21 protein-coding genes and 1 pseudogene are annotated in these 23,987 nt (G+C 73.4%); 7 read left to right on the top strand and 15 right to left on the bottom strand.

Annotation, left to right across the window (positions count from 1 at the left end; all coding sequences use genetic code 11):
- Nucleotides 1–58: 58 nt before the first annotated feature.
- Both ACFYT4_RS22000 and ACFYT4_RS21995 read left to right on the top strand, forming a co-directional pair.
- Nucleotides 59–985 (top strand): 1-phosphofructokinase family hexose kinase, encoded by a 927-nt coding sequence (locus ACFYT4_RS22000; RefSeq protein ID WP_389271428.1) that lies wholly within the window; start codon nt 59–61, stop codon nt 983–985.
- A gap of 203 nt (nt 986–1,188) precedes the next feature.
- Nucleotides 1,189–2,049 (top strand): ketose-bisphosphate aldolase, encoded by an 861-nt coding sequence (locus ACFYT4_RS21995; RefSeq protein WP_389271425.1) that lies wholly within the window; start codon nt 1,189–1,191, stop codon nt 2,047–2,049.
- Here the strand turns inward: ACFYT4_RS21995 and ACFYT4_RS21990 are convergent.
- Both ACFYT4_RS21990 and cdgB read right to left on the bottom strand, forming a co-directional pair.
- Complete coding sequence (locus tag ACFYT4_RS21990) at nt 2,030–3,007, bottom strand: CBM35 domain-containing protein (RefSeq protein WP_389271422.1); 978 nt, start codon at nt 3,005–3,007, stop codon at nt 2,030–2,032. The genes ACFYT4_RS21995 and ACFYT4_RS21990 overlap by 20 nt on opposite strands.
- A gap of 213 nt (nt 3,008–3,220) precedes the next feature.
- Nucleotides 3,221–4,864 (bottom strand): diguanylate cyclase CdgB, encoded by a 1,644-nt coding sequence (gene cdgB / locus ACFYT4_RS21985; RefSeq protein WP_389271419.1) that lies wholly within the window; start codon nt 4,862–4,864, stop codon nt 3,221–3,223.
- Nucleotides 4,865–5,531: 667 nt separating this feature from the next.
- Here cdgB and ACFYT4_RS21980 point away from each other — a divergent pair.
- Entirely contained in the window at nt 5,532–6,116 is a 585-nt protein-coding gene (locus ACFYT4_RS21980; protein ID WP_389271416.1) for a flavin reductase family protein, read from the top strand.
- A gap of 117 nt (nt 6,117–6,233) precedes the next feature.
- Here ACFYT4_RS21980 and ACFYT4_RS21975 read toward each other — a convergent pair whose 3' ends face one another.
- The 7 genes and pseudogenes from ACFYT4_RS21975 to arfB form a co-directional block, all read right to left on the bottom strand.
- Complete coding sequence (locus ACFYT4_RS21975) at nt 6,234–7,403, bottom strand: YncE family protein (RefSeq protein WP_389271413.1); 1,170 nt, start codon at nt 7,401–7,403, stop codon at nt 6,234–6,236.
- The gene (locus ACFYT4_RS21970) at nt 7,400–7,999 is read right to left on the bottom strand and encodes an ankyrin repeat domain-containing protein (RefSeq protein WP_389271410.1); all 600 of its coding nucleotides are present in this window, start codon (nt 7,997–7,999) and stop codon (nt 7,400–7,402) included. Before ACFYT4_RS21970 ends, ACFYT4_RS21975 begins: the two co-directional genes overlap by 4 nt.
- A 272-nt stretch (nt 8,000–8,271) precedes the next feature.
- Nucleotides 8,272–8,679 carry a PIN domain nuclease gene (locus tag ACFYT4_RS21965; protein WP_389271407.1) on the bottom strand — a complete coding sequence of 136 codons (408 nt, stop codon included), beginning with the start codon at nt 8,677–8,679 and terminating at the stop codon, nt 8,272–8,274.
- Complete coding sequence (locus tag ACFYT4_RS21960; protein WP_389271403.1) at nt 8,676–8,909, bottom strand: type II toxin-antitoxin system VapB family antitoxin; 234 nt, start codon at nt 8,907–8,909, stop codon at nt 8,676–8,678. The genes ACFYT4_RS21965 and ACFYT4_RS21960 overlap by 4 nt, the downstream gene beginning before the upstream one ends.
- Before the next feature lie 381 nt (nt 8,910–9,290).
- Nucleotides 9,291–10,115, bottom strand: a complete 825-nt coding sequence (locus tag ACFYT4_RS21955) for a hypothetical protein (RefSeq protein ID WP_389271400.1) — start codon at nt 10,113–10,115, stop codon at nt 9,291–9,293.
- Between the two features lie 265 nt (nt 10,116–10,380).
- Nucleotides 10,381–10,449: pseudogene (locus ACFYT4_RS21950) on the bottom strand (hypothetical protein); the annotation flags it as partial.
- A 311-nt stretch (nt 10,450–10,760) separates the two neighbouring features.
- The gene (gene arfB, locus ACFYT4_RS21945; protein WP_389271397.1) at nt 10,761–11,189 is read right to left on the bottom strand and encodes an alternative ribosome rescue aminoacyl-tRNA hydrolase ArfB; all 429 of its coding nucleotides are present in this window, start codon (nt 11,187–11,189) and stop codon (nt 10,761–10,763) included.
- A 227-nt stretch (nt 11,190–11,416) separates the two neighbouring features.
- On the opposite strand from arfB, the gene ACFYT4_RS21940 reads away from it, so the two are divergent.
- Nucleotides 11,417–11,992, top strand: coding sequence for a TerD family protein (locus ACFYT4_RS21940; RefSeq protein WP_389271394.1), 576 nt, complete (start codon nt 11,417–11,419; stop codon nt 11,990–11,992).
- Nucleotides 11,993–12,223: 231 nt separating this feature from the next.
- Here the strand turns inward: ACFYT4_RS21940 and ACFYT4_RS21935 are convergent, their stop codons facing one another.
- The 4 genes from ACFYT4_RS21935 to ACFYT4_RS21920 form a co-directional block, all read right to left on the bottom strand.
- Nucleotides 12,224–13,609 (bottom strand): M1 family metallopeptidase, encoded by a 1,386-nt coding sequence (locus ACFYT4_RS21935; protein WP_389271391.1) that lies wholly within the window; start codon nt 13,607–13,609, stop codon nt 12,224–12,226.
- Between the two features lie 83 nt (nt 13,610–13,692).
- A complete protein-coding gene (locus ACFYT4_RS21930; RefSeq protein WP_389271388.1) occupies nt 13,693–14,103 on the bottom strand; it encodes a PIN domain-containing protein in 411 nt (136 codons plus the stop codon).
- The gene (locus ACFYT4_RS21925; RefSeq protein WP_389271385.1) at nt 14,100–14,321 is read right to left on the bottom strand and encodes a type II toxin-antitoxin system VapB family antitoxin; all 222 of its coding nucleotides are present in this window, start codon (nt 14,319–14,321) and stop codon (nt 14,100–14,102) included. The genes ACFYT4_RS21930 and ACFYT4_RS21925 overlap by 4 nt, the downstream gene beginning before the upstream one ends.
- A gap of 290 nt (nt 14,322–14,611) precedes the next feature.
- Nucleotides 14,612–15,169 carry a heme-binding protein gene (locus ACFYT4_RS21920; RefSeq protein ID WP_389271382.1) on the bottom strand — a complete coding sequence of 186 codons (558 nt, stop codon included), beginning with the start codon at nt 15,167–15,169 and terminating at the stop codon, nt 14,612–14,614.
- 341 nt (nt 15,170–15,510) lie between these two features.
- Between ACFYT4_RS21920 and ACFYT4_RS21915 the strand changes: the two genes are divergently transcribed.
- Both ACFYT4_RS21915 and ACFYT4_RS21910 read left to right on the top strand, forming a co-directional pair.
- Nucleotides 15,511–16,656, top strand: a complete 1,146-nt coding sequence (locus ACFYT4_RS21915) for a sensor histidine kinase (protein WP_389271626.1) — start codon at nt 15,511–15,513, stop codon at nt 16,654–16,656.
- Complete coding sequence (locus ACFYT4_RS21910; protein ID WP_389271379.1) at nt 16,653–17,276, top strand: response regulator; 624 nt, start codon at nt 16,653–16,655, stop codon at nt 17,274–17,276. The genes ACFYT4_RS21915 and ACFYT4_RS21910 overlap by 4 nt, the downstream gene beginning before the upstream one ends.
- Before the next feature lie 174 nt (nt 17,277–17,450).
- Here the strand turns inward: ACFYT4_RS21910 and ACFYT4_RS21905 are convergent, their stop codons facing one another.
- Nucleotides 17,451–18,071 carry a hypothetical protein gene (locus ACFYT4_RS21905; protein WP_389271376.1) on the bottom strand — a complete coding sequence of 207 codons (621 nt, stop codon included), beginning with the start codon at nt 18,069–18,071 and terminating at the stop codon, nt 17,451–17,453.
- A 258-nt stretch (nt 18,072–18,329) separates the two neighbouring features.
- On the opposite strand from ACFYT4_RS21905, the gene ACFYT4_RS21900 reads away from it, so the two are divergent.
- A complete protein-coding gene (locus ACFYT4_RS21900) occupies nt 18,330–22,778 on the top strand; it encodes a helix-turn-helix domain-containing protein (protein WP_389271373.1) in 4,449 nt (1,482 codons plus the stop codon).
- A 54-nt stretch (nt 22,779–22,832) separates the two neighbouring features.
- Here ACFYT4_RS21900 and ACFYT4_RS21895 read toward each other — a convergent pair whose 3' ends face one another.
- Nucleotides 22,833–23,795: a hypothetical protein gene (locus tag ACFYT4_RS21895; RefSeq protein WP_389271370.1), complete on the bottom strand. Its 963-nt coding sequence runs from the start codon at nt 23,793–23,795 to the stop codon at nt 22,833–22,835.
- Between the last annotated feature and the right edge of the window lie 192 nt (nt 23,796–23,987).

Raw genomic sequence — 23,987 nt, 5'->3', positions numbered from 1 at the left:
CCACCGTGGCCGGCACGGCGGAGGCGGCCGGCACGGCGGTACGCAGAGGGGTGGCGCGGTGATCCTGACGGTGACGCTGAACACCGCGCTCGACATCACCTACCGGGTGCCCGCCTTCACCCCGCACACCAGCCACCGTGTCACCGACGTCCGTGAACGCCCCGGCGGCAAGGGCCTGAACGTGGCCCGGGTGCTGTCCGCCCTCGGCCACGAGAGCGTCGTCACCGGCTTCGCGGGCGGCCGGTCCGGCACCGTCCTGCGCGAACTGCTCGCGCCTCTCACCCCGCACGACGCGCTCGTCCCCATCGCCGGGGCCACGCGCCGCACGATCGCCGTCGTCGACACGGCGAGCGGGGACACGACCCAGCTGAACGAGCCCGGGCCGACCGTCACCGCCGACGAGTGGGTCCGCTTCCTCGACGCGTACGACGCGCTGCTGCGGGACGCCGACGCCGTGGCGCTCTGCGGCAGCCTGCCGCCCGGAATCCATGTCGGCGCGTACGGGGAGCTCGTGCGCAGGGCACGTACCGCGGAGGTGCCCGTACTCCTCGACACCAGCGGCGAGCCCCTGCGCCGGGGCATCGCCGCCCGCCCCGACCTCGCCAAGCCGAACGCCGACGAGCTGGCGCAGCTGACCGGGACCCGCGAGCCGCTGCGCGCCGCGCTGGGCGGGCGGCGCAGGGGCGCGCACTCCGTGGTGGCCTCCCTGGGCGCGGACGGTCTGCTCGCGGCCACCCCGGAGGGCATCTGGCAGGCGAAGGCACCCGCTCCCGTGAAGGGCAACCCGACGGGGGCCGGCGACTCCGCCGTCGCCGCACTGCTCGCGGGCGTCGTGGAGGGGCTGCGGTGGCCGGAGAGGCTCGCGCGCGCGGTCGCCCTGTCGGCGGCGACGGTGCTGGCCGCGGCGGCGGGCGAGTTCGACGCGTCCGCGTACGAGGAGCTGCTGCCGCGGGTGACGGTGACCGAGCGCACGGCGGTGGCATGAGCCGGGCCCGGAACACGGACCCCGCCCCGCGCCCGCACCTCATGGACCCTCACCCGGCCCCGCGCCCGTCGCGCGCCGGGCGCCCGGGCCCCTACCCGTGCCTCCGGCGCCCCGCCCCTTCTCCCACGAGCCCCCGACCGGGGCCGTCGAGTCCCGCGTGTACGCGCCACCGAACCAGCCACTGTGGAAAGTGAGGCGCTCCCATGCCCCTCGTCCGTACCGGCGACCTCGTCTCCGCCGCCGTCGCCGAGGGCCGGGGCGTCGCCGCGTTCAACGTCATCACCCTCGAACACGCGGCGGCGATCGCCGCCGGAGCGGAGAGCGCGAACTCCCCCGCGATCCTCCAGATCTCCGAGAACGCGGTGGCGTTCCACGGCGGCCGGCTCGCCCCCGTGGCCGCCGCCGCGGCGGCCGTGGCCCGCGCCTCCTCCGCGCCCCTCGCGCTCCATCTGGACCATGTGACCACGCCCGAACTGCTGGAGGCCGCCCGCGACGAGGGCTTCGGCTCGATCATGTTCGACGCGTCGAAGCTCTCGTACGACGACAACGTGCGGCAGACGAACGACGTCGTCCGCTTCGGTCTGCGGCACGGCATCTGGGTCGAGGCGGAGCTCGGCCGGGTCGGCGGCAAGGTGGGCGAGGCCCCGCTCGACGCGCACACCCCGGGAGTACGGACCGACCCGGACGAGGCCGCGGCCTTCGTCGCCGCGACCGGGGTGAACGCGCTCGCGGTCGCGGTGGGCTCCTCGCACGCGATGACCGAGCGCACGGCCGCCTTGGACCACGCCCTGATCTCCCGGCTCCGCGACGCCGTCCCCGTACCACTGGTGCTGCACGGCTCGTCGGGCGTTCCCGACGGCGAGATCCGCGCGGCCGTCGCCGCGGGCATGGTCAAGATCAATGTGGGTACGGCGCTGAACGCCGCGTACACGGGCGCGGTCCGCGCGTTCCTGGCGGCGGACAGCGCCACCGTCGACCCCCGCACCTACCTCGCCCCGGCCCGCGAGGCGATGGCCGGGACGGTCGCGGACTTCCTCGGGCTGCTCAGAGAGCCCCGTCGCTGACCTGGAGCCAGTCGAGGACCGCGTTGCACTGATTCCCCTGCTCGCAGGAGATCTTGATCTCGTTGGCGCCCTTCTTCAGGTTCACGGGCGCCCAGGTGGTCTGCCAGTTCTTCTCCAGCTCCGGGTCGGAGGAGCCGATGAAGTTCTTCAGGCCGATCGGGTTGGAGTTCGCCTTGCCGTTGATCGTCAGGGTCGCGTTGGCGTCCTGGGCGGGGATGGCGTAGCGGACGTAGAGGCGGTATTCGCCGGCCTCCTGGACGCTGGCCTTCCAGGTGACGGAGGCGCCGACCGCGTTGAAGCCGGTCACGAACGCCCCGCCCGTGCCCTCCGCGCCCTCGATGTCCGTGCCCAGCTGCGCGGGCGCGCCGAGCTGGAGCGTCGCCGCGTCCTGCTTGGGCAGGGCGGTCTCCTCGGGCTTGTCCGTCTTCGGGGGATCCTCGCTCGGCTTCACCGACTCACCGGCGGTCGGGCCGCCGCTCGGCTGGGTGCCGCCGCCCGCCTTGTCGTCGTCGCCACCGCTGGTCACCAGGGCGGCGGTGATGCCTATGACCACCACCGCGACCACCGCGATCGCGCCGAACAGCAGGCCCTTGGTGTTGGGGCCGCGTCCGCCGCCGTGCCCGGCGCCGGGGTGCGGGGACGCGGGGCGGGCGGGCGCGCCGCCGGGGTAGGTCTCGGGGGCGGCGTACTGCGCGGTGGGCTGCCCGTACCCCTGCTGCGGCGGGACCTGACCGTGCGCCTGACCGTGGGAGGGGCCGCCGCCGTACTGGCGCTCGCCGACCGTCCGTACCTGGTTGTACGAGGTCCTGGGGACACCGGGCTGCGCGGCGGGACCCGGGTAGCCGTACCCGCGGCTCTGGCCGGGCGGTGTGGCGCCCGCCGCCTGGCCGTCCTCGTACAGGTAGCCGAACGGGTCGTCGTCCTCGGGCGTGGTCCCGCCGTTGTTCGCGGCCGTCATCCCTTGTCACTCCTCACCATGTCGTCAGCGCTACGCCGACGCGGGCGAGCCTACCCGCTCCGGTGTAACCAAATGTCTGGCGTTGCCCCGGACAACCCGGGCCGTACGGCGCCTCGGCCGGGCCTCGCACGATGCCGGCACCCGTACGAGCCTACGGCCGCTCCGGGGCCGGGCCGGGGCCTTCGCCCTCCCGCCCGCGGGCCGCTCCGCAGGTCAGCCCGCCCGGCGGTGCACCTTCGCCCGGGACCGCTTCTCGATGTACATCCGCTGGTCGGCGGATTGCAGCACCTCGTCCACCGACATCCCGCAGCTCGCCCAGCCGATGCCGAAACTCGCGCCGACCCGCACGCCCCGCCCGCCCACCCGGATCGGCAGGATGATCGCGTTCCGCAGGCGCAGGGCCAGATCGGCCGCGTCCGCCGAGCCCAGGCCGTCGGCGAGGACGACGAACTCGTCACCGCCGAGCCGGGCGACGGTGTCCCCCTCGCGTACGCCGGTGGTGAGCCGTCGCGCGACCTCCACCAGCACCGCGTCACCGGTCTGGTGCCCGAACCGGTCGTTGATCGACTTGAAGCCGTCGAGGTCGCAGAAGAGGACGGCGAGCCCCTTCGCCCCGTCGTCGAGTTCGCCGTCGGGCGCGATCGTGTGGACGTGGTGGTCGTACGGGTCGCCGGGGGACCCGAAGTCGAAGCCGTCCGTGCTGTAGAACGCCTCGGCCTCGGACTCGTACGCCGCGTCCATCGCGCCGACCGCCGTGCCCCGCCCCACCGGCTGCGGCAGCTCGCACAGCTTGGCGCTGAGCCGCGCGCGCAGTTCGGCGCTGTTGGGCAGGCCGGTGAGCGCGTCGTGCGAGGCCCGGTGCGCGAGCTGGATTTCGTGGCGTTTGCGGTCCTCGATGTCCTCGACGTGGGTCAGCAGGAAGCGGGGGCCGTCGGCGGTGTCCGCGACGACGGAGTTGCGCAGCGAGACCCAGACATAGGTGCCGTCCCGGCGGCCGAGCCGGATCTCGGCCCGCCCGCCCTCGGCGGAGGTGCGCAGCAGGGTGCCGACGTCCTCGGGGTGGACCAGATCGGCGAAGGAGTAGCGGCGCATCGCGGAGGCGGGCCGGGCGAGCAGCCGGCACAGCGCGTCGTTGGTCCGCAGCAGACGACCGTGCTGGTCACCGCCCATTTCGGCGATCGCCATGCCGCTCGGCGCGTACTCGAACGCCTGCCGGAACGACTCCTCGCTGGCGCGCAGCGCCTGCTGCTCGCGCTCCAGGCGGACGAGTGCGCGCTGCATGTTTGCTCTGAGCCGTGCGTTGCTGATCGCAATGCCCGCCTGGGACGCGTACATCTGGAGGGCTTCCTGCCCCCAGGGGCCCGGCCTGCGTCCGTTGCGGGGCCGGTCGACGGAGATGACGCCGAGGAGCTCACGGCCGGTGCCGGAGGCGTACATGGGCGCGTAGAGGCGGTCGCGCGGGTGCCACTCGTCCTCGAAGCGGGGTTCGGGGCCGTCGGTGTGCCACTGGGGCACGTCGTCCTCTATGAGCACCCAGCCCTCGGTGTGCGGGATGAACCGCAGCTCGCCCCACGCCTCCCCCATGGACAGCCGGCGCTCCCAGGACGGGCGGGAGCCGACCCGGCCGGTGATCAGGGCCTCGGCGGCGGCACTGCCGGCGAAGGCGGCGACGACGAGATCCCCGTCGGGTCGTACGAGGTTGACGCAGGCCAGCTCATAGCCGAGACCGGCCACGATCCCGTCGGCGACGGTCTGCAGCGTGTCGGCGAGGCTGCGGGCCATGTTGAGGTCCGCGACCACCTTGTGCAGCTGCCGCAGGGACGCAAGACGGACGTAGGGCTCCGACTCGGTCTCCATGCTCGCTCTCCCCGAGACCTCGACAGCAGACTCCAGGTATCTCTTCGGCCTTCTTGTTGCGGTCTTCTCGCGGTCGTCTCGCGCACTACTCGGCGCGCGGTTTCCCGGCCACTGAATCACAGCGAGCTGTCCACCCGGTACACAGGGTCAACAAATACCGCTCTCTGTGACTCAAGTCACATCGACAGATGAGTGACCAAGGGTTCCGTGTGGAAGTGCGTTTGGCTCTTACCAGCGTTTTCTGAACGCAAATCGGTGTTGCCGACGAACCGGGCAGGGGCGTGGCGGGGGCGCGGGGCGGGGGCGTACAGGGGGGCGCATCCGGTGCGGGCCGGAAGCGTACCGAGAGCGTCCGCAGGGGTCCGGGAGGGCCCGCGCGAGGTCTCCCGGGGCCCGCGCGAGACCTCCGGAGGGCCCCGGGAGGCAGGCGGGAGGCCTCGGGAGGCCGGCGGGAGGGGTACGGGCGCGGGGGCGGGTCCCGGCGGCGGCGGGCCGGGGGCGGCGGAGGCCGGCGGTCGCGGCGGTGGCGGGGCGGGGCCGCGGGGCGGTGGGTCACGGCGGAGGCCGGCCGGGGGCCGAGGTGGGGCGGCAGGTGCCCGGGTCCTAGGACTATCGCCGGTCCTTTCGCCCGATGCGCCGGGAAGGTACCCGCAGCTAGCGTGCGTATGTGCTGCAGACGACGCCGGCTTCCGGCCCCGATCCCGACCCCGCGACCGCGATCCTCCAAGCCGCGATCCCCCATGCTGAGGGGGTGAGCAACGAGGAGTTCCGGGCCGCCATGTCCCGGCTGGCGGCGGGCGTGGTCCTGGTGACCGCGCGCGACGTCGACGCGGGCCCCCGGGGCGAGGACGCCGGGATGACGGCCACGGCGTTCGTCTCGGTGTCGCTGGACCCTCCGCTGGTGATGGTCAGCCTGCGCAACGGTTCCCGTATGGACGACCTCCTGTGCGAGCAGCCCCTGTGGGGTGTCTCCGTCCTCTCCCAGAGCCAGCGCCACATCGCCGGCCGTTTCGCGATGAAGGGCCGGGTCAGCGACCGCCTCCTCTTCGAGGACATCCCGTACACCCGGGGGGAGGTCAGCGGCGCCCTGCTCGTCCGCGGTGCGCTGGCGACGCTGGAGTGCCGTACGGAACAGCGGGTGCCCGCGGGGGATCACACCCTGGTGATCGCGCGGGTGCTGGAGGTGGGGCTGCCGAGCGCGGAGGGCGGACCGCTGACGTATTTCCGGGGCCGGTACCGGCACCTGGGGTGACTCGGGCGCGATGACCGCGCCCGGTACCGGCGGCCGTTTCGCGGTCGCCCCCGGGCGGCGGAGGCCAGAGCCGCACCGGGCAGCGGACGCGGGGACGGCGTCCGGGTCCCGGCCCCGCTACAGGACGGCGATGCCCAGCGGGCGCGAGCCGCCCGGCAGCCGGCGGGTGGTGCCGTCCGCGAGACCGACGGCGGTGATCCCGTCCCAGTGGCCGTCCCTGGTGAAACCCCCGGTGACATACGCCGTGCGGCCGTCCCGGGACACGGCCACGTCCTCGTGCGGCCCGTCGAGCGGTACCACCCGTTCCGTACCGTCCGCGGCCCGGATCGTGAGCGACGCCTCCCGGTCGCCGGCGCCGATGGGCCCGGTGCCGACGGCGAGGAGCGTGCCGTCGGGGGTGAGGGTCGCGCCGTGCTGGTGGGTGTTGGCGGTCATCGTCTCCACGGTGACCTGCCCGGTGCGCGGATCGAGCACGGCCAGCCGCTCCCCCTCGAACGGCAGCAGCAGCCGCCCGTCGTCCCGTACGACCGCGTAGTGCGGCTTGAGCCAGGAGCCGAGCCCGCCCTCGGTGCCGTACGGAGCCACCTCGAAGCGGCGGGTGCCGAGGCCGTCGGCGCGTACCGCCGTCACGTCGAAGGAGTCGTGGCCGGTGGCGTACACCTCCCCGCCGTCGGGCGACACATCGACGTCGAAGGGCCGTCTGCCGACGGGCACGGTGCCGGTGATCTCACGGGTGGCGGTGTCGACGACCTCCAGCACACCGGCCCCACCGGGGACGTTGACCCCGACATAGACCCGCTTCCCGTCCGGCGCGAGCGCGATCCCCATCCCGCCGCCCCGGTACTCGCCGTCCGTGACGGGCCCGGTCCTCGTCCGGTACGGGACACGGCCCAGGCTCTCGCGGGTGCGCGTGTCCACGACCGCGACCCCTTCGGCCGTGGCGATCCAGGCGCGGCCGTCCGCCCCGACCGTGAGCCCGTACGGCGCGGTCCCGACCTCGACGGAGGCCAGGGGGCCGCGCTCCGGGTGCAGAAAGGTGACGGTGTTCCCGCCGAAGTCGGCGACGAGGAGGGTGCCGGGCGGGGTGGGGGTGCCGGGGTCGCGGTCCCCGGCCGCGGGCGGCTGCGGGCTCGTGCCCCGGCTCCGGTCCTGACCCGGGTCCCGGGTCTGGTCCCGGCGCGTGTCCGGGCCGCCCGGCTCCCCGCCCGCCCTCCCGCCGTCGTCCTGCGCGCACCCGGCGAGCAGGCCCAGCAGGAGCGGCACGACGAGCAGGGCGCGGCGCCTCATCGGGCGTTCCGCAGGAGCGCGGCGATCTCCTCGAACCCGCGCCGCTGCGCGTGGTCGAGCGGGGTGAGCCCGTCGTTGTCACCGATCGTCGGCGTGGCCCCGGCCGCCAGCAGGATCTCCACGATCTGCCGGTGGTCCGGTCCGCCGTCCCCGAGGATCACCGCCTCCAGCAGAGCCGTCCAGCCCAGGTCGTTGACATGGTCGACGTCGATGTCGGTCTCGTTGAGCACGGCCCGTACGTACGCCACATGCCCGCGCTCGCTGGCCGGGATCACCGAGACCCCGCCGAAACGGTTGCGCAGGGTCACGTCCGGCCGGGCGGGCAGCAGCGCCCGCATCATCGCGACGCTCCCCGTGACCCCGGTGACCAGCCAGGCGCTGTCCACCCGGTCGTCCTGCGCGTCCGGATCGGCACCCGCGGCGACCAGCACCCGGGCCGCCTCGACATGATCCCCCAGCGACGCCAGCAGCAGCGGCGTACGCTGCTGTTCGTCCCGCGCCTCGATCTCCGCGCCCTCCCGCAGCGCGGCCGCCACCCCCTCGGCGTCTCCGGTGCGGGCGGCTTCCAGCAACCTGGTGTCGACGGCGCTGCTCATGGGCTCACTCCTTGTGACTCGGACGGCGGCGGGGGCTCCCGGCCACACTGTTCCCACGGTGCGCCACACGGGCCCGCGCACCGGTCGGCGCACCGGCCGCTCTCCGCGAACAGGATGGATGACCCCTCCATCATCCAATCGGCCGACACGGGTGCTCGCGGGAAGGGGTCCGGGGTGAGGAGGAGCGCGGCGGCTGCGTGCGCGGCAACGACCGCCGGGCGGGAGCACCGGTCCCGGCGCGGGACGGCCGAAGTCCATGGAGCCGTCGGCTCTCAGGCGCGGGCGTCCCGCTGCCGCACTTCCTTCAGAACCGCCGCCACCGCGGCGAAGTCGTTGTCCACGTGGAGCACGGTGTGTCCATGGTGGACCGCTGTCGCACACACCAGGAGGTCGATGGCTCCGGCGGCGCGGTGCTGCCCGCGTTGCGTGAGCTTGTACTGCGCGGAGTCGGCCCAGCGCCATGCGGTCTTCGGAACCGGCGAAAGATCACAGAGAGCGTCCAACTCCCCTGCCAACTCGTCCCGGTGCGCCGGGCCGGTCGCCGAGTACAGGAATTCGGTGCGCGTCGGCTCGCAGATGCGGAACGCCCCGGCCGCGATGTGCCCTTCCCAGGGAAGCAGTGCCCCGGGAGTCCGGAAGAGGTGCCACAACGCCGAGGTGTCAACCAGATACGTGATCACTCAAAGGCCGCCCGCCGTACGCGCTTGGCGGCATCGTACGCGGCAGCGGCCTCCTCGAACTCGCCCCGCTCGCCCCGCTCGGCCAGCTTCTCGGCGGCTTCGAGCCTCTTGATCCGGGCCACATACTCACGCAGAGCCGTGTTGACGGTCTCCTTCTTCGTCGTGACACCCATCAGGCGCATCGCCTCGGCCAGCATCTCATCGTCAAGATCGATCTGGGTTACGGACATGGCCACCCACCTCACCCGAGTACATGGCATACATAAAGAGAATACATCGCCAACATTCGTACAGCCATACGCGACAGCAGGCGGGCCCCTGCCGAGGACGGCCGTCCCGGTCAGTGTCCCCGGCAATCCGTTCCGCAGGCGACGGACCGCGCCGCTCGGGCAACGGCGGTGCGTAGAGCGCCCCGGGCGGCCGGGAAACCGTGCCGCCGCCCGGTCCGCCCTCAACCATCGATACCTCCGCACCTGCGGGCACGGCGGGCGCCACCCGAAGATGAGGGTTGCCCGTCAGCGCCGCCGTGTCAGGGGCCACGCTAGGAATCCGGGCAGACAACGCCCAGGGACGGACTGTCCCAGAAGGGAGATCAGGCAGGACAGGGCGTCCTACCTCATCAGACCCAGTCGGCCGGCCAGTCCCAGTACTGCTGAGTCCCGCCGTGGCGCGCGTTCCCGCAACTCCGCCACCAGGCGGCGCGAGGTCGAGGGGTAGCGCATCCACTCGGGGGCTTCGGCTTCGGCGCGCAGAAGGGCGTGACCGGCCGCGCGGTCCTGGCCGAGGTCCCCGTGTGCCAGAGCGCGGTCGACATGGAAGCGGGCACGCCAGGTCGGCGGCAATGAGTTGAGATCCGGAACGGTACGGGCCGCGCGGACCGCCTCCTCGTTCTTCTCCATCTCCACCAGGAAGTTGACCCCGGCCACACCCGCGTTCGTCGGCCCGAAGGGAGTGGCGTAGACGAGGTGGTCCTCCCCCAGGCTCGCAGCGGCGCCCTTGACCAGCCGGAGCAGATCCGTCACCGTGCCGTGCTTCTCCTGCCGCACGGCGGCCGTGGCAGCGCGCAGCAGCAGGATCCCCCACAGCGCCAGGTCTTGAGGCGCCGATCGGAACCCCGGCTCGATCTGCTCGGCGCGGGCGAGCGCGATCCGCTCGGCGTCGGCCAGCCGCCCCTGTTTGGTGAACACCCACGACAGCGTCGATGCGGCCAGGGTTTCCAGATGCGAATCGTCGCACAGCCGGATCGCCGCGAGTGAGCGTTCCATCGCCGTGAAGGCCGCGTCCTCCTTGCCGAGCGCGGTCAGCGTGGTCGCCGCCACCTGATACGCCACCGCGAGAACGGAATTCGCTGCTGCGGCCTCGCTGCCGGTGCAGGAGTGTGCCGCGGCACGGGCATCGCGAATGAGCTGAGGCACCAGCAGGCCGATCTCTGCCATGCGGCCTTCCCGCCGGACCGTTTCCGTCGACCGCAAGGCGGCGCGCAGATCTTCGATACCCGGCGGCTCCTCCGCGTCGGCGGCTCCTCCGAGGAGGTCCGCCACAGGCGACACGGCCTGACGGAGCGCCAGGACGGAAGGCAGCCCGTCGTCCTCGGATCCGGGCGCTTCGAACGTACCGGGCTGACCGACCAGGAAGCTGGGCCTCGGTGTCCAGAGCTCTCGCCAGCGCGTTGATGCTGGACAGCCGCGCAGTCCTTCTGCGGCCCTGCTCCAGCTTCCGGACCACATCGACGGACAGCCCGGCACGCTCGGCGAGAAGTTCCTGCGTCATGCCGCGCCGCAGCCGCAGTTCCGCCAGCCGGTCGCCCATGCCCGATTCGATCGTCACAGCAAGCCACCCCCGCCGGAAGGTTGGGCTTCCACAGTAGACGGGCCTCACGCCTACGAGTCCAGGAGCGAGGGCACGACCTGGCGTTCGCCCGGGCGTGGAGCGCCGTTCGGAGGCCACAGACACATTGGAGTGAGCGTTCTATCCAATCGGCTTGGGGTGAAGTAGCGGGCGGGCAGTCGGCAGACCTTCACGGGCGGGGCGGCCCAAGGGCGTGCAACGCGAGAGGCCGGGAAGGCGGGAGGTTCCAGCCCTCAGCCCCAGTCCCGCCCCGTGCGGCCCCGCTTCGTTTCCGCGCGTTGCTTCTTTTCGCGCAGGCGGCGCTCGTTGATGCCGCGCGGGATCCGGGTCTTGCGGCGCGGCTTCGGCGGTGGAGCCGTCGCCTCGGCGAGGAGGGACGCCAGGCGGACGGCCGCCGTCTCACGGTTGCGCCACTGAGAGCGGTGCTCCGAAGCGCGGACGGCGATCACACCGCCGACGAGCCGGCCCGCCAGCCGCTCCAGCGCGCGATCCTTCCAGACCTGGGGCAGCGCCTCGGTGGCGGCCAGGTCGAAGCGGAGCTCGACCTGGGTGTCGCTGGTGTTGACATGCTGGCCCCCGGGCCCCGACGACCTGGAGAAACGCCAGATCAGCTCGGCCTCCGGAAGGGAGACCGAGCCACGGATGACATAGGGCCCGGACATGGGTCCATGGTCGCGTGCGCACCGGCTTCACGTCACCCCGTTTTCGTCCGGGGCGCGCGTCGACGAGACACCCGATGGCGTCCGGGGCGCGCGTCGACTCGTGTCACGGATTCGCGATGAACCGAAAATCACAGGGAACCTGCTGGTCCTCTGCCCGCGTTATGAGGGATAACGGTAGCTTCGGCAGGGCTCAAGCCCACAGACTCGACCACAAAGGGGACATCCCAATGGCAGTAAGCCTGTCCAAGGGCGGCAACGTCTCGCTCACCAAGGAGGCGCCGGGCCTGACAGCCGTCACGGTCGGCCTCGGCTGGGACGTCCGTACCACCACCGGCACAGACTTCGACCTCGACGCCTCCGCGATCGGGGTGAACCCTGCGGGGAAGGTCGCTTCCGACGCTCATTTCATCTTCTTCAACAACCGGGCCACCCCGGACCAGACCATCGTCCACACCGGGGACAACCGCACCGGCGAGGGCGGCGGCGACGACGAGCAGATCAATGTCAATCTGGCCGGGCTGCCCGCCGACGTCGACAAGATCGTCTTCCCGGTCTCGATCTACGACGCCGTCACCCGCTCGCAGAACTTCGGCATGGTGCGGAACGCGTACATCCGTATCGTCAACCAGGCCGGCGGCGCCGAGATCGCGCGCTACGACCTGAGCGAGGACGCGGCGGTCGAGACCGCGATGGTCTTCGGCGAGCTGTACCGCAACGGCGCGGAGTGGAAGTTCCGCGCGGTGGGCCAGGGTTACGCGTCGGGTCTGGAGGGCATCGCCCGCGACTTCGGCGTCAACCTCTGACGTTCCCGCCCGCGTCCGCGGGCAAGGAGCCCCCGGCCCACGGCCTCCACCGTGACCGGGGGCTCCGCCCTGCGCGGCCACCGCGGGGAGCGGCCGGGAGTTCCCGAACCGCGCGGGCGGCCCCCGGCCCGCACAGGCACCCCCGGGCCGACCGCGCGTGGCCTCCGCCCTGCACAGGCACCACGGCCGCCGCAGCCCGATGCCCCGTCCCCGCGCCCGGACACGGCTGGCTCAGGGACGCGACGGTCTGCCCTTCCCGTACAGCCAGGTCTTCCACACCGGGTCCAGGTCCTTGCCCGAGACCTTCTCGGCGTACGCGGTGAAGTCGGCGGTGGACGCGTTCGCGTGCCGGTACGTCTTCGCCCACCCCTTCATGATCCCGGCGAACGTCCGGTCGCCGACCGCCAGCCGGACCCGGTGCAGCACCATCGCGCCGCGCCCGTACACCGGCGCGTCGGAGATCCTCGCGGCGGAGGGGGGATCGGCGGGCGGGAAGGCCCAGTTGGCGCTGTCCGCGAAGGCTGCCTCGTAACTCTCCCGGACCGGGGTGTCCTCGAAGTCCTCGGCCCAGAGCCACTGCGCGTAGGTCGCGAACCCCTCGTTGAGCCACATGTCCTGCCAGGTCCTCGGTGTCACCGAGTTGCCGTACCACTGGTGGGCGATCTCATGGACGAGGGTGGTCGTGTCGAACTGCCCGGCGGGGATGACGGGCCGGTTCTGGGTCTCCAGGGCATAACCGACCACGCCGTCGCGGACGGCGATCGCGCCCGCGGAGGAGAAGGGGTACGGGCCGAACCGACCCGTACCCCACTCCACGATCTCGGGGATACGGGCGCTGACCCGCGCGGTGTCCGCGGCGGCCGGGTCGGTGGCGGTCAGGACCGGCAGCCCCTGGGGCGTACGGGACGACGTCAGCCGGTACGGGCCGATCGCGAGCGTCGCGAGATACGACGCCACGGGCTCGGCCGACCTCCAGACGAAGGTGGTGCGGCGGCCGTTGGTGGTCTCGCGGGCCAGCTCCCCGTTGGAGACCGCCTTCAGCCCCTTGGGAACGGTGATCGCGATGTCGTACGTGGCCTTGTCCCCGGGGTGGTTGTTGCCGGGGAACCACGCCATCGACCCGGCGGGCTCCCCCACGGCGAGCGCGCCCCCCGGCGACGTCAGCCAGCCCTCCTCGGAGCCGTCGGCGTCGGTGATCGTCCGTGGGGTGCCGGAGTAGCGCACGACGGTACGGAAGAGGCTGCCCTCGGTGAGATCGCGGCGCGGGCGCACGGTCAGCTCGTCGCCCGCCTGATCGGCGGCGGCGGCCTCACCGTCGACGGTGACGTCCTCGGCGGTCATCCGGTGGAGGTCCAGATGGAAGGCGCTGAGGTCCTGGGTGGCCCGGGCGAGAATCTCGGCGGTGCCGGCGAGGCGGCCGGTCCGCGGCTCGTAGTCGAGGGTCAGGAGGTAGTGCCGTACGTCGTAGCCGCCGTTGCCGAGCCGGGGGAACAGCGGGTCGCGCACCCCCGCGGCACCCGGCTCGCCCTGGACACCACCGCCACCGCCGGAGCAGCCCGTGAGCAGGAGCAGGGCGGCGGCCGGGGCCAGGCCGCGCAGGCGGGCGGGCCGGTGCATGCGCTGATCCTAGGCGCGAGGCGGGGCCCCGGAGCACAGGGGGCGGGGCCGGGGCGGGGCTCCAAGGCGGCGGAGAAGCCGGATCAGACGATGTCGTGGACGCTGTGTTCGCTCAGATCAGCCGCGTGCCGGGCGACGGCGCGGTAGTCGGCATCGTCGTGCAGAACGGTCAGGCCGTGATAGGCAGCGGTGGCGGAGATGATGAGATCCACCGCCGAGGCGCTGCGATGTTCTCCCACTCGGGCCATCCGGTGCTGGACCGCGCCGATCCAGCGGCCCGCGTTCTTCGGCACGGACACATCGGGGTAGAGGTCCGTGAACATCTCCACGATCTCGTCGTACTCCCGTTGGTTCCGGGCGCTGTAGAGGAACTCGGCGCGCTGGGGGTAGCACGAGGACACGGCCCCGGCGTCGATGGCGTCGTACCAGGCCGACTGGAGCTTGGAATCGCTGAGCAATCGCACAAGACCGGAGGTGTCGAGCAGATAGATCACCGGCCGTGCTTCTCCGCCCGGTGCAGCAGTTCAGCGTCCTGGACCGCACCCCACTCGCGCGCGCGCTCGAAGTGACGGCTGATCCGCGCCGCGCGCTCCTGCCGCTCCGCGTAGAAACGGAGGGCGAGATTGACCGCTTCCTTCTTGGTCCTGGCATTTGACAGAGCCATGACACGTTCCAGGGTCTCGTCATCGATATCGATCTGCGTCACCGCCATGCCGCATCACCTCCGCAAAAGATGACTATGTACATAGAAATATACATCACCAACATCAGCTGGGAACGGCCCTTCCTGCCGCGGAACAGGAAGGGTCGGGTCCGGTCGGAAGAGTTCGGAGGCCCTCTCCGGCCGGAGAGGGCCACGCCTGCCCGGGAGGAGCCCCTCCGCAGGCAGGCGCGGGCAAGGCCGTCCGGGCGCGGGTCCGGGCGGCCGTGGCCGTCGTCTGTCCGGACCGGTACGGACAGGCGACGGGCACGGGACGACACCGCCCCCCGCGACCGCCCGCGTCAGCGGGCCAGCGCCGCGATGCCCGCCTGGGCGAACTCCTCGTCCTGTGCGCCGCTCGGGGCACCCGCGACGCCGATGCCCGCGATCGGGGCGCCCTTCGCCTGGACCGGGGCGCCGCCCGCGAGGAAGAGCGTGCCGGGGATGTCCTTGAGGTTGGGGGTGCTCTCCAGGCGCTTGACCAGCTCGGAGGTGGGGGCGTTCCAGGAGACCGCGGTGAACGCCTTCTTCTCGGCCGACTCGTACGACTGGGGGCCGGCCCCGTCGCCGCGCAGGGTCACGATGGTGTTGCCGTTGCGGTCGACCACGGCGACCGTGACCCGCTGGCCGGCCCGCTCGGCCGCGTCCAGTGTCGCCTGCGCGGCCTTGGAGGCGGCGTCGACCGTCAGGTGGGTGGTCTGCTGGAGGTTCCGGTTCGAGGTGTCGGTCTTGGCCGCGGCGCGCGACTCGGCGGCGGGGGCGGAGGCGCTGGCGGAAACGGCTCCGAACGTACCGGCGCTCAGCGCGACGGCGGCGACGGCACCGGTGATGACGCGGGTGCGGGTCGACAGCTTCTTCATGTTCGTGGGCTCCTGTGTGCGGTGCTCGGTGGACCTTCCGCCATCGATCCTCCGGCCGGGCACGGGCCCCACCGGTCGGCGTACCGGCTGTAGCGCACAGGCATCATGGAGGACGGCCGGGTCGACCGATCGGTTGATGCGGACGTGGTCCCGCCGGGTCACCATGCAGAAGAAGACCCAGCTCAGGAGAGATGACGATGTTCCACCGAGGGCGCGCGCCCGCCCCCCGCGACCACCGGGGCGACGGGGCCGCGGCAGCGGCCGCCGACCGAGGCGGCCTGCGGGCGGCAGGAACCCCCGACCGGGGCGCGGGCCGCGACAACCGGTGGCTCGACGCGCTCATGAACATCGCGTTCATCGCCCTCCTCGCCGGCGCCCTCCTGCGCTACCTCATCAACCACGCCGACAGCCCCCGTCTCCCCTGGGTCGTGGGCCTGGGCATCGCCCTCGCGGTCCTCCAGCTCGCCGGTCACCGTCTGACCGGGCACACCCGGCGCCGGGCCGAACTGGTACGGCTCGGGCTCGTCGTCGGCTGCTGGGTCGTCGTCGTCCTGCTGGCCCCCAGCTTCGCCTGGTGCGCCGTACCGCTGATCTACACCGCGCTGCGGGCCCTGCCCACCCGCGCGGCCATCGCCCTCGTCGCCGTGCTCTGCGCGCTCGTCATGATCGCGGAGTGGCGGCTGCGGGACGGGGTGGACCCGAATCTGTTCCTGCTGCCGCCCGCCGTCGCCGCGCTCGCGACCGGCGTGTTCCTCCATATGCGCCGCCAGGCCGACCGGCTCCAGGCGCTGATCGACGACCTGATCCGTACGCGCCGCGAGCTGGCCGCGACCGAACGCCGCGAGGGCACCCTCGCCGAGCGCCAGCGGCTGTCCATGGAGATCCACGACACCCTGGCGCAGAGCCTGTCCAGTCAGCAGATGCTGCTCCAGGCCGCCGAACGCACCTGGGACAGCGAGCCCGCGACCGCGCGCGGCCATGTCCGTACCGCCGAGTCCATCGCCGAACGCAGCCTCGCCGAGGCCCGGCGCTTCGTCCACGATCTGGCGCCCGCCGAGCTGGCGGAGGGCGGCGGGCTCGCGGAGGCCCTGCGGGCGCTCGCCGAACGGGAGACGGGAGGCGCGCTGCGGGTGCGGTTCCATCTGGACGGTACGCCCGTCCCGCTGCCCGACCGGGTCCAGTCGGCGCTGTTGCGGATCGCGCAGGGCGGGCTCGCGAACGTACGCGAGCACTCCGACGCGACCGCCGCCGCGCTCACCCTCAGCCACCTGGACGATCAGGTGGTCCTCGACATCGCCGACGACGGCCGCGGGTTCGTGCCCGAGGCCGCGCTCGGCGCGCTCCCCGGGCTGCGGGGGCACGGGCTCACCGCGATGCGGGCGCGGCTGCGGCAGCTCGGCGGGACCCTGACCATCGAGTCCGCGCCCGGCGAGGGCTCGGTCCTGTCCGCCGCGATTCCCCTGGAGACCCCCTTGGAGCAGCCATGACCGCCGTACGGATCCTGCTGTGCGACGACCACGCGGTGGTACGCGCCGGGCTGCTCGCCCTCCTCGGCAGCGAACCCGACATCGAGGTCGTCGGCGAGGCGGGCAGCGGTGAGGAGGCGGTCGCCATGGCGGCGAAGCTGAAGCCGGACGTCGTCCTGATGGACCTCCAGCTGGGGGCCGGGATCGACGGTGTGGAGGCGACGCGGCGGATCGCCTCGGCCGAGGTGCACGTCCTGGTGCTGACGACGTACGACACCGACGCGGACATCACCCGGGCGATCGAGGCGGGGGCGACGGGCTATCTGCTGAAGGCGGAGCGGCCGGAGGAGCTGTTCTCCGCGATCCACGCGGCGGCGCAGGGGCGTACGGCGCTCTCCGCGCCCGTCGCAAGCCGGGTCATGGACCATGTGCGCGGTACGAGCGGACCGTCCCTGACCGAACGCGAACGGGACATTCTGGGGCAGCTGGGGCGAGGGCTGGGCAACCGCGAGATCGCGCGGGCGCTGTTCATCAGCGAGGCGACGGTGAAGACCCATCTGGGCCGGATCTACGCGAAGCTGGGCGTGGACACGCGGGCGGGCGCGGTGGCGGTCGCGAAGGAGCGGCGCCTGCTGCCGTAGGTCCCGTGGGGTGCGGGGGTGCGGGTCTCCCGTTCCCGTGACCGGTCCCGGGTCGCCGTTCCTCACGGACCGGACGGGTCCGGCGGGCGCACGCACCGCGCCCCGGTCACGGGGGCTCCGACGGCAGCCGTCGCCCGGCCCAGTCGACCGCGTCCCCGGGCTCGCGCGAGGTCCTCATACGCCGGACGGGCGGACCGGACACCGTGAACGGGCCGCACAGGCGACCGCTCCGGGGCCGGCTGCTCCGGGGGCGGCCGGGCCGAGGTCGGGCGGGCCGAGGTCGGCCACTCCGGGGTCGGCCGCCCACTGCGCCTGGAGGACCGCCGGGTGGGTCCACCACGTCGTTTCCCTGCGCGCGCCCGCCCAGCCGAAGCCGAAGTGGACGTGATCCGTGTGGGGGTTGGGCCCGGAGAAGGGGGTCCAGCCGACCCGTGCGCGGTACGACTCCCAGATCCGGCCGTTCCAGATGATCCGCGTGATCCCGAAACGCCGGGCGAGAGCATGGGGGTTGCCGTGCCGGTCCGTGGCGAGCAGCCAGCCGAGGAGATCGGCGGCGAGATGACCCCGTGTCTCCACGTCGACACCCCAGTCCCACGCGCGGCCCTCCGTGTGCTCGGTCCGCCCGCCGCCGCAGGCCCGGCCGACGCCCAGGTCGGTGGTGCCGGGGTACGCCCGGAGTACGAGGTCGCAGAAGCCGATGGGGCCGGGCTTCGCCGTGGGGTCGCAGTCCCTCCGGCCCTGGTACGAGGCGTAGTTCTCGATCTCGGGACCGAAGTCCGGGGCGGCGGGTGGCATGTGACGGTGCTCCTTGTCGTGGGACGGACCGGGTGGGACCGGCCGGAACGGCGGTGGGCCCGGCCGACACGACGGCCGGAACGGCGGCCGGGTGAGCCGGACATGAACGGAAGTGCGGTGACGGCGAGTCCGCGATGTCACTCCTGGGAGTACGGCGGACGCGTACGCCCCGCCTTCCGCACGGGCTCGCCGTAGCGTGACGACTACGCAGTGTCGCCGTGCTCATGGTTTCGGCCAGAGGGCCGGTCAGCCAAGGAGGTGACTGTCGTCTTGCGCGACGGGAAACGGGAAACAGCGGCCGAGCAGCGGGTTTCGCCGCCCGACGAGACCTTCGGCGCCCGGCTGCGCCGGCTCCGTACCGAGCGCGGGATGTCGCTCGCCGATCTCGCCCGGCACGCCCACTACAGCCGGGGCTACCTCAGCAAGGTGGAGAACGGGCAGAAGCCCCCCACGTACGGCCTCGCCAGCAGTTGCGACGAGGCGCTGAAGGCGGACGGCCTGCTGCTGACGCTGGCCCCGGAGCGCGAGGGCGAGGCCGGGGCGCTGTGCCCGTATCCGGGGCTGGCCGCGTTCCGGTCCGAGGAGGCCACCTGGTTCTTCGGCCGCGAGCGGGCCACCGCCGAACTGATCGCCCGCCTGACCGAACGGCTCACCGACCGACGCTCCGACGGCCGGTCCGGCAGGCGAACCGCCGCCCCGGCCGACCCGATCGACCTGTCCGACCTGTCCAACCCGAACGACCTGTCCGCCCGATGGGCCGCCGCCCCGACCGATCCATCCGAGCCACCCGGCCCGCGCGCCGCCCGGAGCGATCACCCGACCGGGCCCGGGCACACGCACGCGACCGGCCCCCGATACGGGCAGCAGGGCGCGGGCCCCGCCGGCGGCGGGGCCGAACTCCCGTACCGCCCCGGGCCGGTCGTCGTCGTCGGCCCCTCCGGTGCCGGCAAGTCCTCGCTCCTCCACGCCGGTCTCGTACCGGCCCTCGCCCGTGGCGCGCTGCCCGTACCGGGCTCGCGGGAGTGGCCCGTCCTGTCCCTCACCCCCACCGCCCGCCCGCTCCACGCGCTCGCCCGGGGCATGGCGGAGGCGACCCGCGGCGGACTCGACCCGAACGCGGCGTTACGGGCCCTGAAGGAGGGCACGTTCGCGGAAGCGGTCCTGGACGCCGTACGGAACCCGGCGGCCGGCACCCGCCACCTCCCCCGGCAGAACCCCCCGCCCCCGCCCGACCGGACCGGCCCCCGGACCCCCGGACTCCTCGTCGTCGCCGACCAGTTCGAGGAGATCTTCACCCTCTGCCCCGACGAGGGCGAGCGCCGCGCCTTCATCCGCGCCCTGTGCTCCCTCGCCGCCCACACCACCCCCGGCGGTCCGGCCGTCCTCGTCGTCCTCGGTGTCCGCGCCGACTTCTACGGACGCTGTCTCGGCCATCCCGAGCTGGTGGCCGCCCTCCAGGACTCCCAGCTCCCCCTCGGCCCGATGACCCGTGACGAAATGCGCGAGGCCATCACCGGACCCGCCCGCCGCACGGGCCTGGAACTGGAACCCGGGCTGGTCGAGGTGCTGTTGCGCGACGCGGGTGTGCAGGACGACCACGCGCCGTGCCCCGGCGTCGGTGCGCTCCCTCTCATGGCGCACGCCCTGCTCGCGACCTGGCAGCAGCGGGAGAACGACCGGATGACGGTCGCCGCGTACCAGCTCACCGGCGGGATCAAGGGCGCGGTGAGTGCCAGCGCCGAGCGGGTGTACGAGCGGCTGGACGAGGCCGGGCGGGCCGCCGCCCGGCGGGCGCTGCTCCGCCTGGTGCAGGTCGGGGACGGCGACCAGGACACCCGCCGCCGTCTCGGCCGCGAACGGCTGCTGTCGCTGCTGCCCGACCCGGAAGCGGCGGACGGTGTACTGACGGCCTTCGGGGACGCCCGGCTGCTCACCCTGGACGCCGACGGCGTCCAGATCACGCATGAGGCGCTGCTGTACGCCTGGCCCCGGCTGCGCGGCTGGATCGACGCCGACCGGGCCGGGCTGCGCAGCCGACAGCGGCTGCTGGAGGCGGCCGAGGCGTGGGAGAACGCCGGCCGTGATCCGGCGCTGCTGTACCGGGGTACGCAGCTCGCCGTGGCCGTCGACTGGTTGAGCGGGCGGCTCGCGGACGGCAGCGCGCTGGAGCGCAGGTTCCTGGACGCCGGTGAGGCGCGCCGCCGCGCGGAGGCCGCCGCGCAGCGCCGCCGTACACGCCGGCTGTGGCAGCTGGTCTCGGCGCTGTCGGTGCTCGTGCTGCTGACGGCGACGGCCACCGGATTCGCGCTGCGGCAGCGTTCCGCCGCCCTGGCCGAACGGGACGCGTCCGCCGCGCAGGTCGCGGTCGACCACGCGGAACGGATGCGCCAGGTCGACCCGTCCCAGGCGATGAAGCTGAGCCTGGCGGCGTACCGGATCGTCCGTACGCCCCAGACGCGGGGCGCTCTGCTGGCCTCCTCCGGGAGCGTCTACTCGACACCGGCCGCGGGCCACCGCTATTCGGTACGGGCACTGGCCTTCGCCGGGAAGGTGATGGCGAGCGCGGGCGAGGAGGGCACGGTCCGGCTCACGGACACGGGCACGCCCGCCCGTCCGCGCGCCCTCGCCGTCCTGCGCGAGCCGAAGGGCGGCACGAGCGTGGCCCTCGGCCCGGGCGGGCGGCTGCTCGCCACCGGCGGGGAGGACCGGGCGGTACGGGTGCGGGATCTGCGGAAGGGACGCCGTGAGGTGTTCTCCGCCCGCACGGGGACGGAGGTGGAGGCCGTCGCGTTCAGCCGGGACGGCAAACGGCTGGCGGCGGCCGGAGCGGACGGCTCGGTCCGCGTGTGGCAGCGCACGGGCTCGGGCGGGTACGCGGCGGCCCCGGGTGATTCCGCCGGTTCCACCGGCTCCGGCAGCCCGCGTGGTTCCCGTGGCGGCTCCGCCGACTCCCACGGCTCTGCCGGCTCCCGTAGCTCTGCCGACTTCCCTGGGTCCGCCGGCTCCCGTAACTCCGTCGGCTCTGGTAGCTCTGCCGGCTCCGGCGGCGGGACGGCGGCGGGTTCCGGAGCCGGGGCGGCGGGCTCCAGCCGGTCCGGGGCCGGCCCGGGCAGGTCACGGGCAGCCTCCGGCCGCTCCCCCGCCTCCTTCGGCGGGCAGGCGGCCCGGGAGCACACCGGCCCCGTGAACGCCCTCGCCTTCAGCCCCGACGGCCGTACGCTCGCGAGCGCGGGCGACGACCGCACCGTACGGCTGTGGGATCCGACCCGGCCGGGGCGGCCCGTGCTCACCGCCACCCTGCGCGGGCACCGGGCCCAGGTGCGGGCGGTGGCGTTCGCACCGGACGGCCGGCTGCTGGCGAGCGCGAGCTTCGACCGGACCGTACGGCTGACGCCCGTGGACGAGGCGCGGCGCCCCGGCGCTTCGCGGGAGCTGACCGGACACACGGGTCTGGTCAACAGCCTCGCGTTCCGCGCGGACGGGCGGCAGCTCGCCAGCGGCGCGGACGATCAGACGGCACGGCTGTGGGAGGTTCCCTCCGGACGCCATGTGGTGACCCTTCCGCAGCCGAATCCGGTGCGTTCGGTGGCGTACGCCCCCGGAGGCGGCACCCTCGCGACCGGGGACGACGAGGGGCGGTTGCTGCTGTGGCATCTTCCGCCGCCCGTGCTGCTCGGCCCGCCGGGCGGGCTCACGGCCGTGCGGTGGGCCCGCCGGGGCACCCTGCTGGTGACGGCGGGCGCGGACGGGACGGCCCGGTTGTGGAGCGCCCCCGCCCCCGGGACCCGAGCCGCCTCCGGCGCACCCGCCGGCACCCCCGTCGGTGTGCTGCGCGGCCACAAGGGCCTGATCAACGCGTTGGACGTGAGCCGTGACGGGCGGCTGCTGGTGACGGCGGGCGACGACCGCACGGCCCGCCTGTGGGACATCGGCAAGCCCGGTAAGCCCGTACGCCTCGCCACCCTCACCCGGCACACGGATCTCGTCCACGCGGCGGTCATCAGCCCCGACGGGCGGCTCCTGGTGACGGCGGGCGAGGACCGGACCGCGCGGCTGTGGGACATCAGCGATCCGGCGAAGCCCGTGGGACTCACCACCCTCACCCGGCACACCGACCGGATCAACGGCCTCGCCCTCAGCGCGGACGGCCGGTTCCTCGCCACCACCGGCGGGGACTACCAGGCCCGGCTGTGGGATCTGACCCATCGGCGGCGGCCGGTGCTGCGCGCGACGCTGGGTCATCCCAACCAGGTCAACCGTGCCGCGTTCTCACCGGACGGGCGGCTGCTGGCGACGACGGACGACGACCGCAGGACCCGGCTGTGGGATCTGCGCGCACCGGGCCGGGTCGCCGGGATCCTCGTCGGCCACCGGGAGGCGTCCCGGGAGGCCGTCTTCGCGCCGGACGGCCGTACGCTGGCGACCACCAGCGACGACCGCACGGTCCAGCTCTGGGACGTCGGCGACCCCCGCCGCCCCGCGCTCCTCACCACCCTCACCGGGCACACGGGTCCGGTCCTGGGGGCCGCGTTCAGCCCCGACGGCCGGTCGCTGGCGACCGCGGGCATGGACTCCACCGTGCGGCTCTGGAGCAACGACGCCGGGGAGGTGGCGCGCCGGATCTGCGCGCTGGACGGTCCGGGGCTCACCGAGCCGGACTGGCCCGAGCACTTCCCGGGCCAGACCTACCGGCGCTCGTGCGGCTGAGCGGGCGCGCGGCCCACACCCGGGCCCTGCCCATGCCAGGCCCGGCCCCGAGGGTCAGAAGCCCTCCTTCGCATACGCGTCGTACGCCGCCGCGGGCGCGACATCCGCGTCGCACGGCGCGCCCCGGGACAGCTGCCACTGCGTCAGATGGCGCACCGGCCGGTCCGCGTCCTTCATCGCCCGGCGGATCCCGGCGGCGGCCTCGGGGTCGTTGTAGTAGACCTCCCCGATGATCCACGGCTGCTGGTAGCCGATGCGGTCCATCGCCGCGTCCGTGTCCATGAACTGCCGGTACTCGTCCCCGTCGTGCGGCTTCCCGTACAGATGGACTTCGAGGACGGCCGGCGGACGGTCCCCGTACACCTCCGGCAGCTGCGGTACGCGGCCCGCCGACCAGACCGTCAGCGAGAACCCGACCGTGTCGGCGGTGCCGTAGGCGCGGGTGTAGTCGGCCCACAGGCGCTTGTCGTACTCCAGGAGAGCGCGGTACTCCGGCTCCGGCGGGGGCGCTCCCTCATTGACCAGATCGAGGACGTACGGCACACCCGAACGGACGACCAGCTCCCGCACCTGCCGGATGACGGAGAGGTTTTCGGCGTACAGGCTTTCGTCGACGGTGGTCCAGTTCATCGGGTCGTTGGCGTCCAGAGGGAAGAAACCCAGCTCCACTTCCTCGAACCCGTTCTCCGCGACGGCTTTCAGCAGCCGGGACAGATTCTCCGCGTTTCCGTCGGAGAGCCGTCCGCCCGTGGAGTCCATCACCGTTCCGGAATCGGGACCGCGGTGATGGAACACGGGAATCCGCAGCCGCTTCTGGCCCGCGTCGGCCATCTGCCGCAGGTGCGCCCGGATCAGTTCGGGGGCCTGGTCGTAGCTGTTGACGACGCCGTACGGCTCACGGTGGCAGCCTTCGAGGTGGTAGACGAAGTAGTTCGAGCCGCCTTTGAGCGGGGGCGCGGGGGCGATGCCCGCCGAAACGGCGTGCGCGGGCCGGAATTCCGCCGGCCCCGAACGCACCGACCCGGAATACACGGGACCGGAATACACCGGACCGGAATGCACGGGACCGGAATGCGCCGGCGCGGCGATTCCGGATACGGCTGTTCCGGGCGCGGCACCCGCCTGCGTTCCCGCGAGGGCGAGGGCGATTCCGAGTGCGGCTCCGCCGGTCCGCCGGCGTGTGCTCCGGGAACGGACGGTCCGGCCCGG

It is taken from the genome of Streptomyces sp. NPDC004609 (genome assembly GCF_042873655.1).
Lineage (GTDB): Bacteria > Actinomycetota > Actinomycetes > Streptomycetales > Streptomycetaceae > Streptomyces.
Note: the sequence above shows the minus strand (reverse complement) of the source record. Positions and strands in the feature narration are given on the sequence as shown.

Bases quoted from the DNA above. Each gene is read 5' to 3' on its own strand.
- ACFYT4_RS21995 (WP_389271425.1), top strand. From the start codon at position 1,189: ATGCCCCTCGTCCGTACCGGCGACCTCGTCTCCGCCGCCGTCGCCGAG.
- ACFYT4_RS21990 (WP_389271422.1), bottom strand. From the start codon at position 3,007: ATGACGGCCGCGAACAACGGCGGGACCACGCCCGAGGACGACGACCCG.
- cdgB (WP_389271419.1), bottom strand. From the start codon at position 4,864: ATGGAGACCGAGTCGGAGCCCTACGTCCGTCTTGCGTCCCTGCGGCAG.
- ACFYT4_RS21975 (WP_389271413.1), bottom strand. From the start codon at position 7,403: ATGAGGCGCCGCGCCCTGCTCGTCGTGCCGCTCCTGCTGGGCCTGCTC.
- ACFYT4_RS21970 (WP_389271410.1), bottom strand. From the start codon at position 7,999: ATGAGCAGCGCCGTCGACACCAGGTTGCTGGAAGCCGCCCGCACCGGA.
- ACFYT4_RS21960 (WP_389271403.1), bottom strand. From the start codon at position 8,909: ATGTCCGTAACCCAGATCGATCTTGACGATGAGATGCTGGCCGAGGCG.
- ACFYT4_RS21955 (WP_389271400.1), bottom strand. From the start codon at position 10,115: ATGGCAGAGATCGGCCTGCTGGTGCCTCAGCTCATTCGCGATGCCCGT.
- arfB (WP_389271397.1), bottom strand. From the start codon at position 11,189: ATGTCCGGGCCCTATGTCATCCGTGGCTCGGTCTCCCTTCCGGAGGCC.
- ACFYT4_RS21940 (WP_389271394.1), top strand. From the start codon at position 11,417: ATGGCAGTAAGCCTGTCCAAGGGCGGCAACGTCTCGCTCACCAAGGAG.
- ACFYT4_RS21935 (WP_389271391.1), bottom strand. From the start codon at position 13,609: ATGCACCGGCCCGCCCGCCTGCGCGGCCTGGCCCCGGCCGCCGCCCTG.
- ACFYT4_RS21925 (WP_389271385.1), bottom strand. From the start codon at position 14,321: ATGGCGGTGACGCAGATCGATATCGATGACGAGACCCTGGAACGTGTC.
- ACFYT4_RS21920 (WP_389271382.1), bottom strand. From the start codon at position 15,169: ATGAAGAAGCTGTCGACCCGCACCCGCGTCATCACCGGTGCCGTCGCC.
- ACFYT4_RS21915 (WP_389271626.1), top strand. From the start codon at position 15,511: ATGAACATCGCGTTCATCGCCCTCCTCGCCGGCGCCCTCCTGCGCTAC.
- ACFYT4_RS21910 (WP_389271379.1), top strand. From the start codon at position 16,653: ATGACCGCCGTACGGATCCTGCTGTGCGACGACCACGCGGTGGTACGC.
- ACFYT4_RS21905 (WP_389271376.1), bottom strand. From the start codon at position 18,071: ATGCCACCCGCCGCCCCGGACTTCGGTCCCGAGATCGAGAACTACGCC.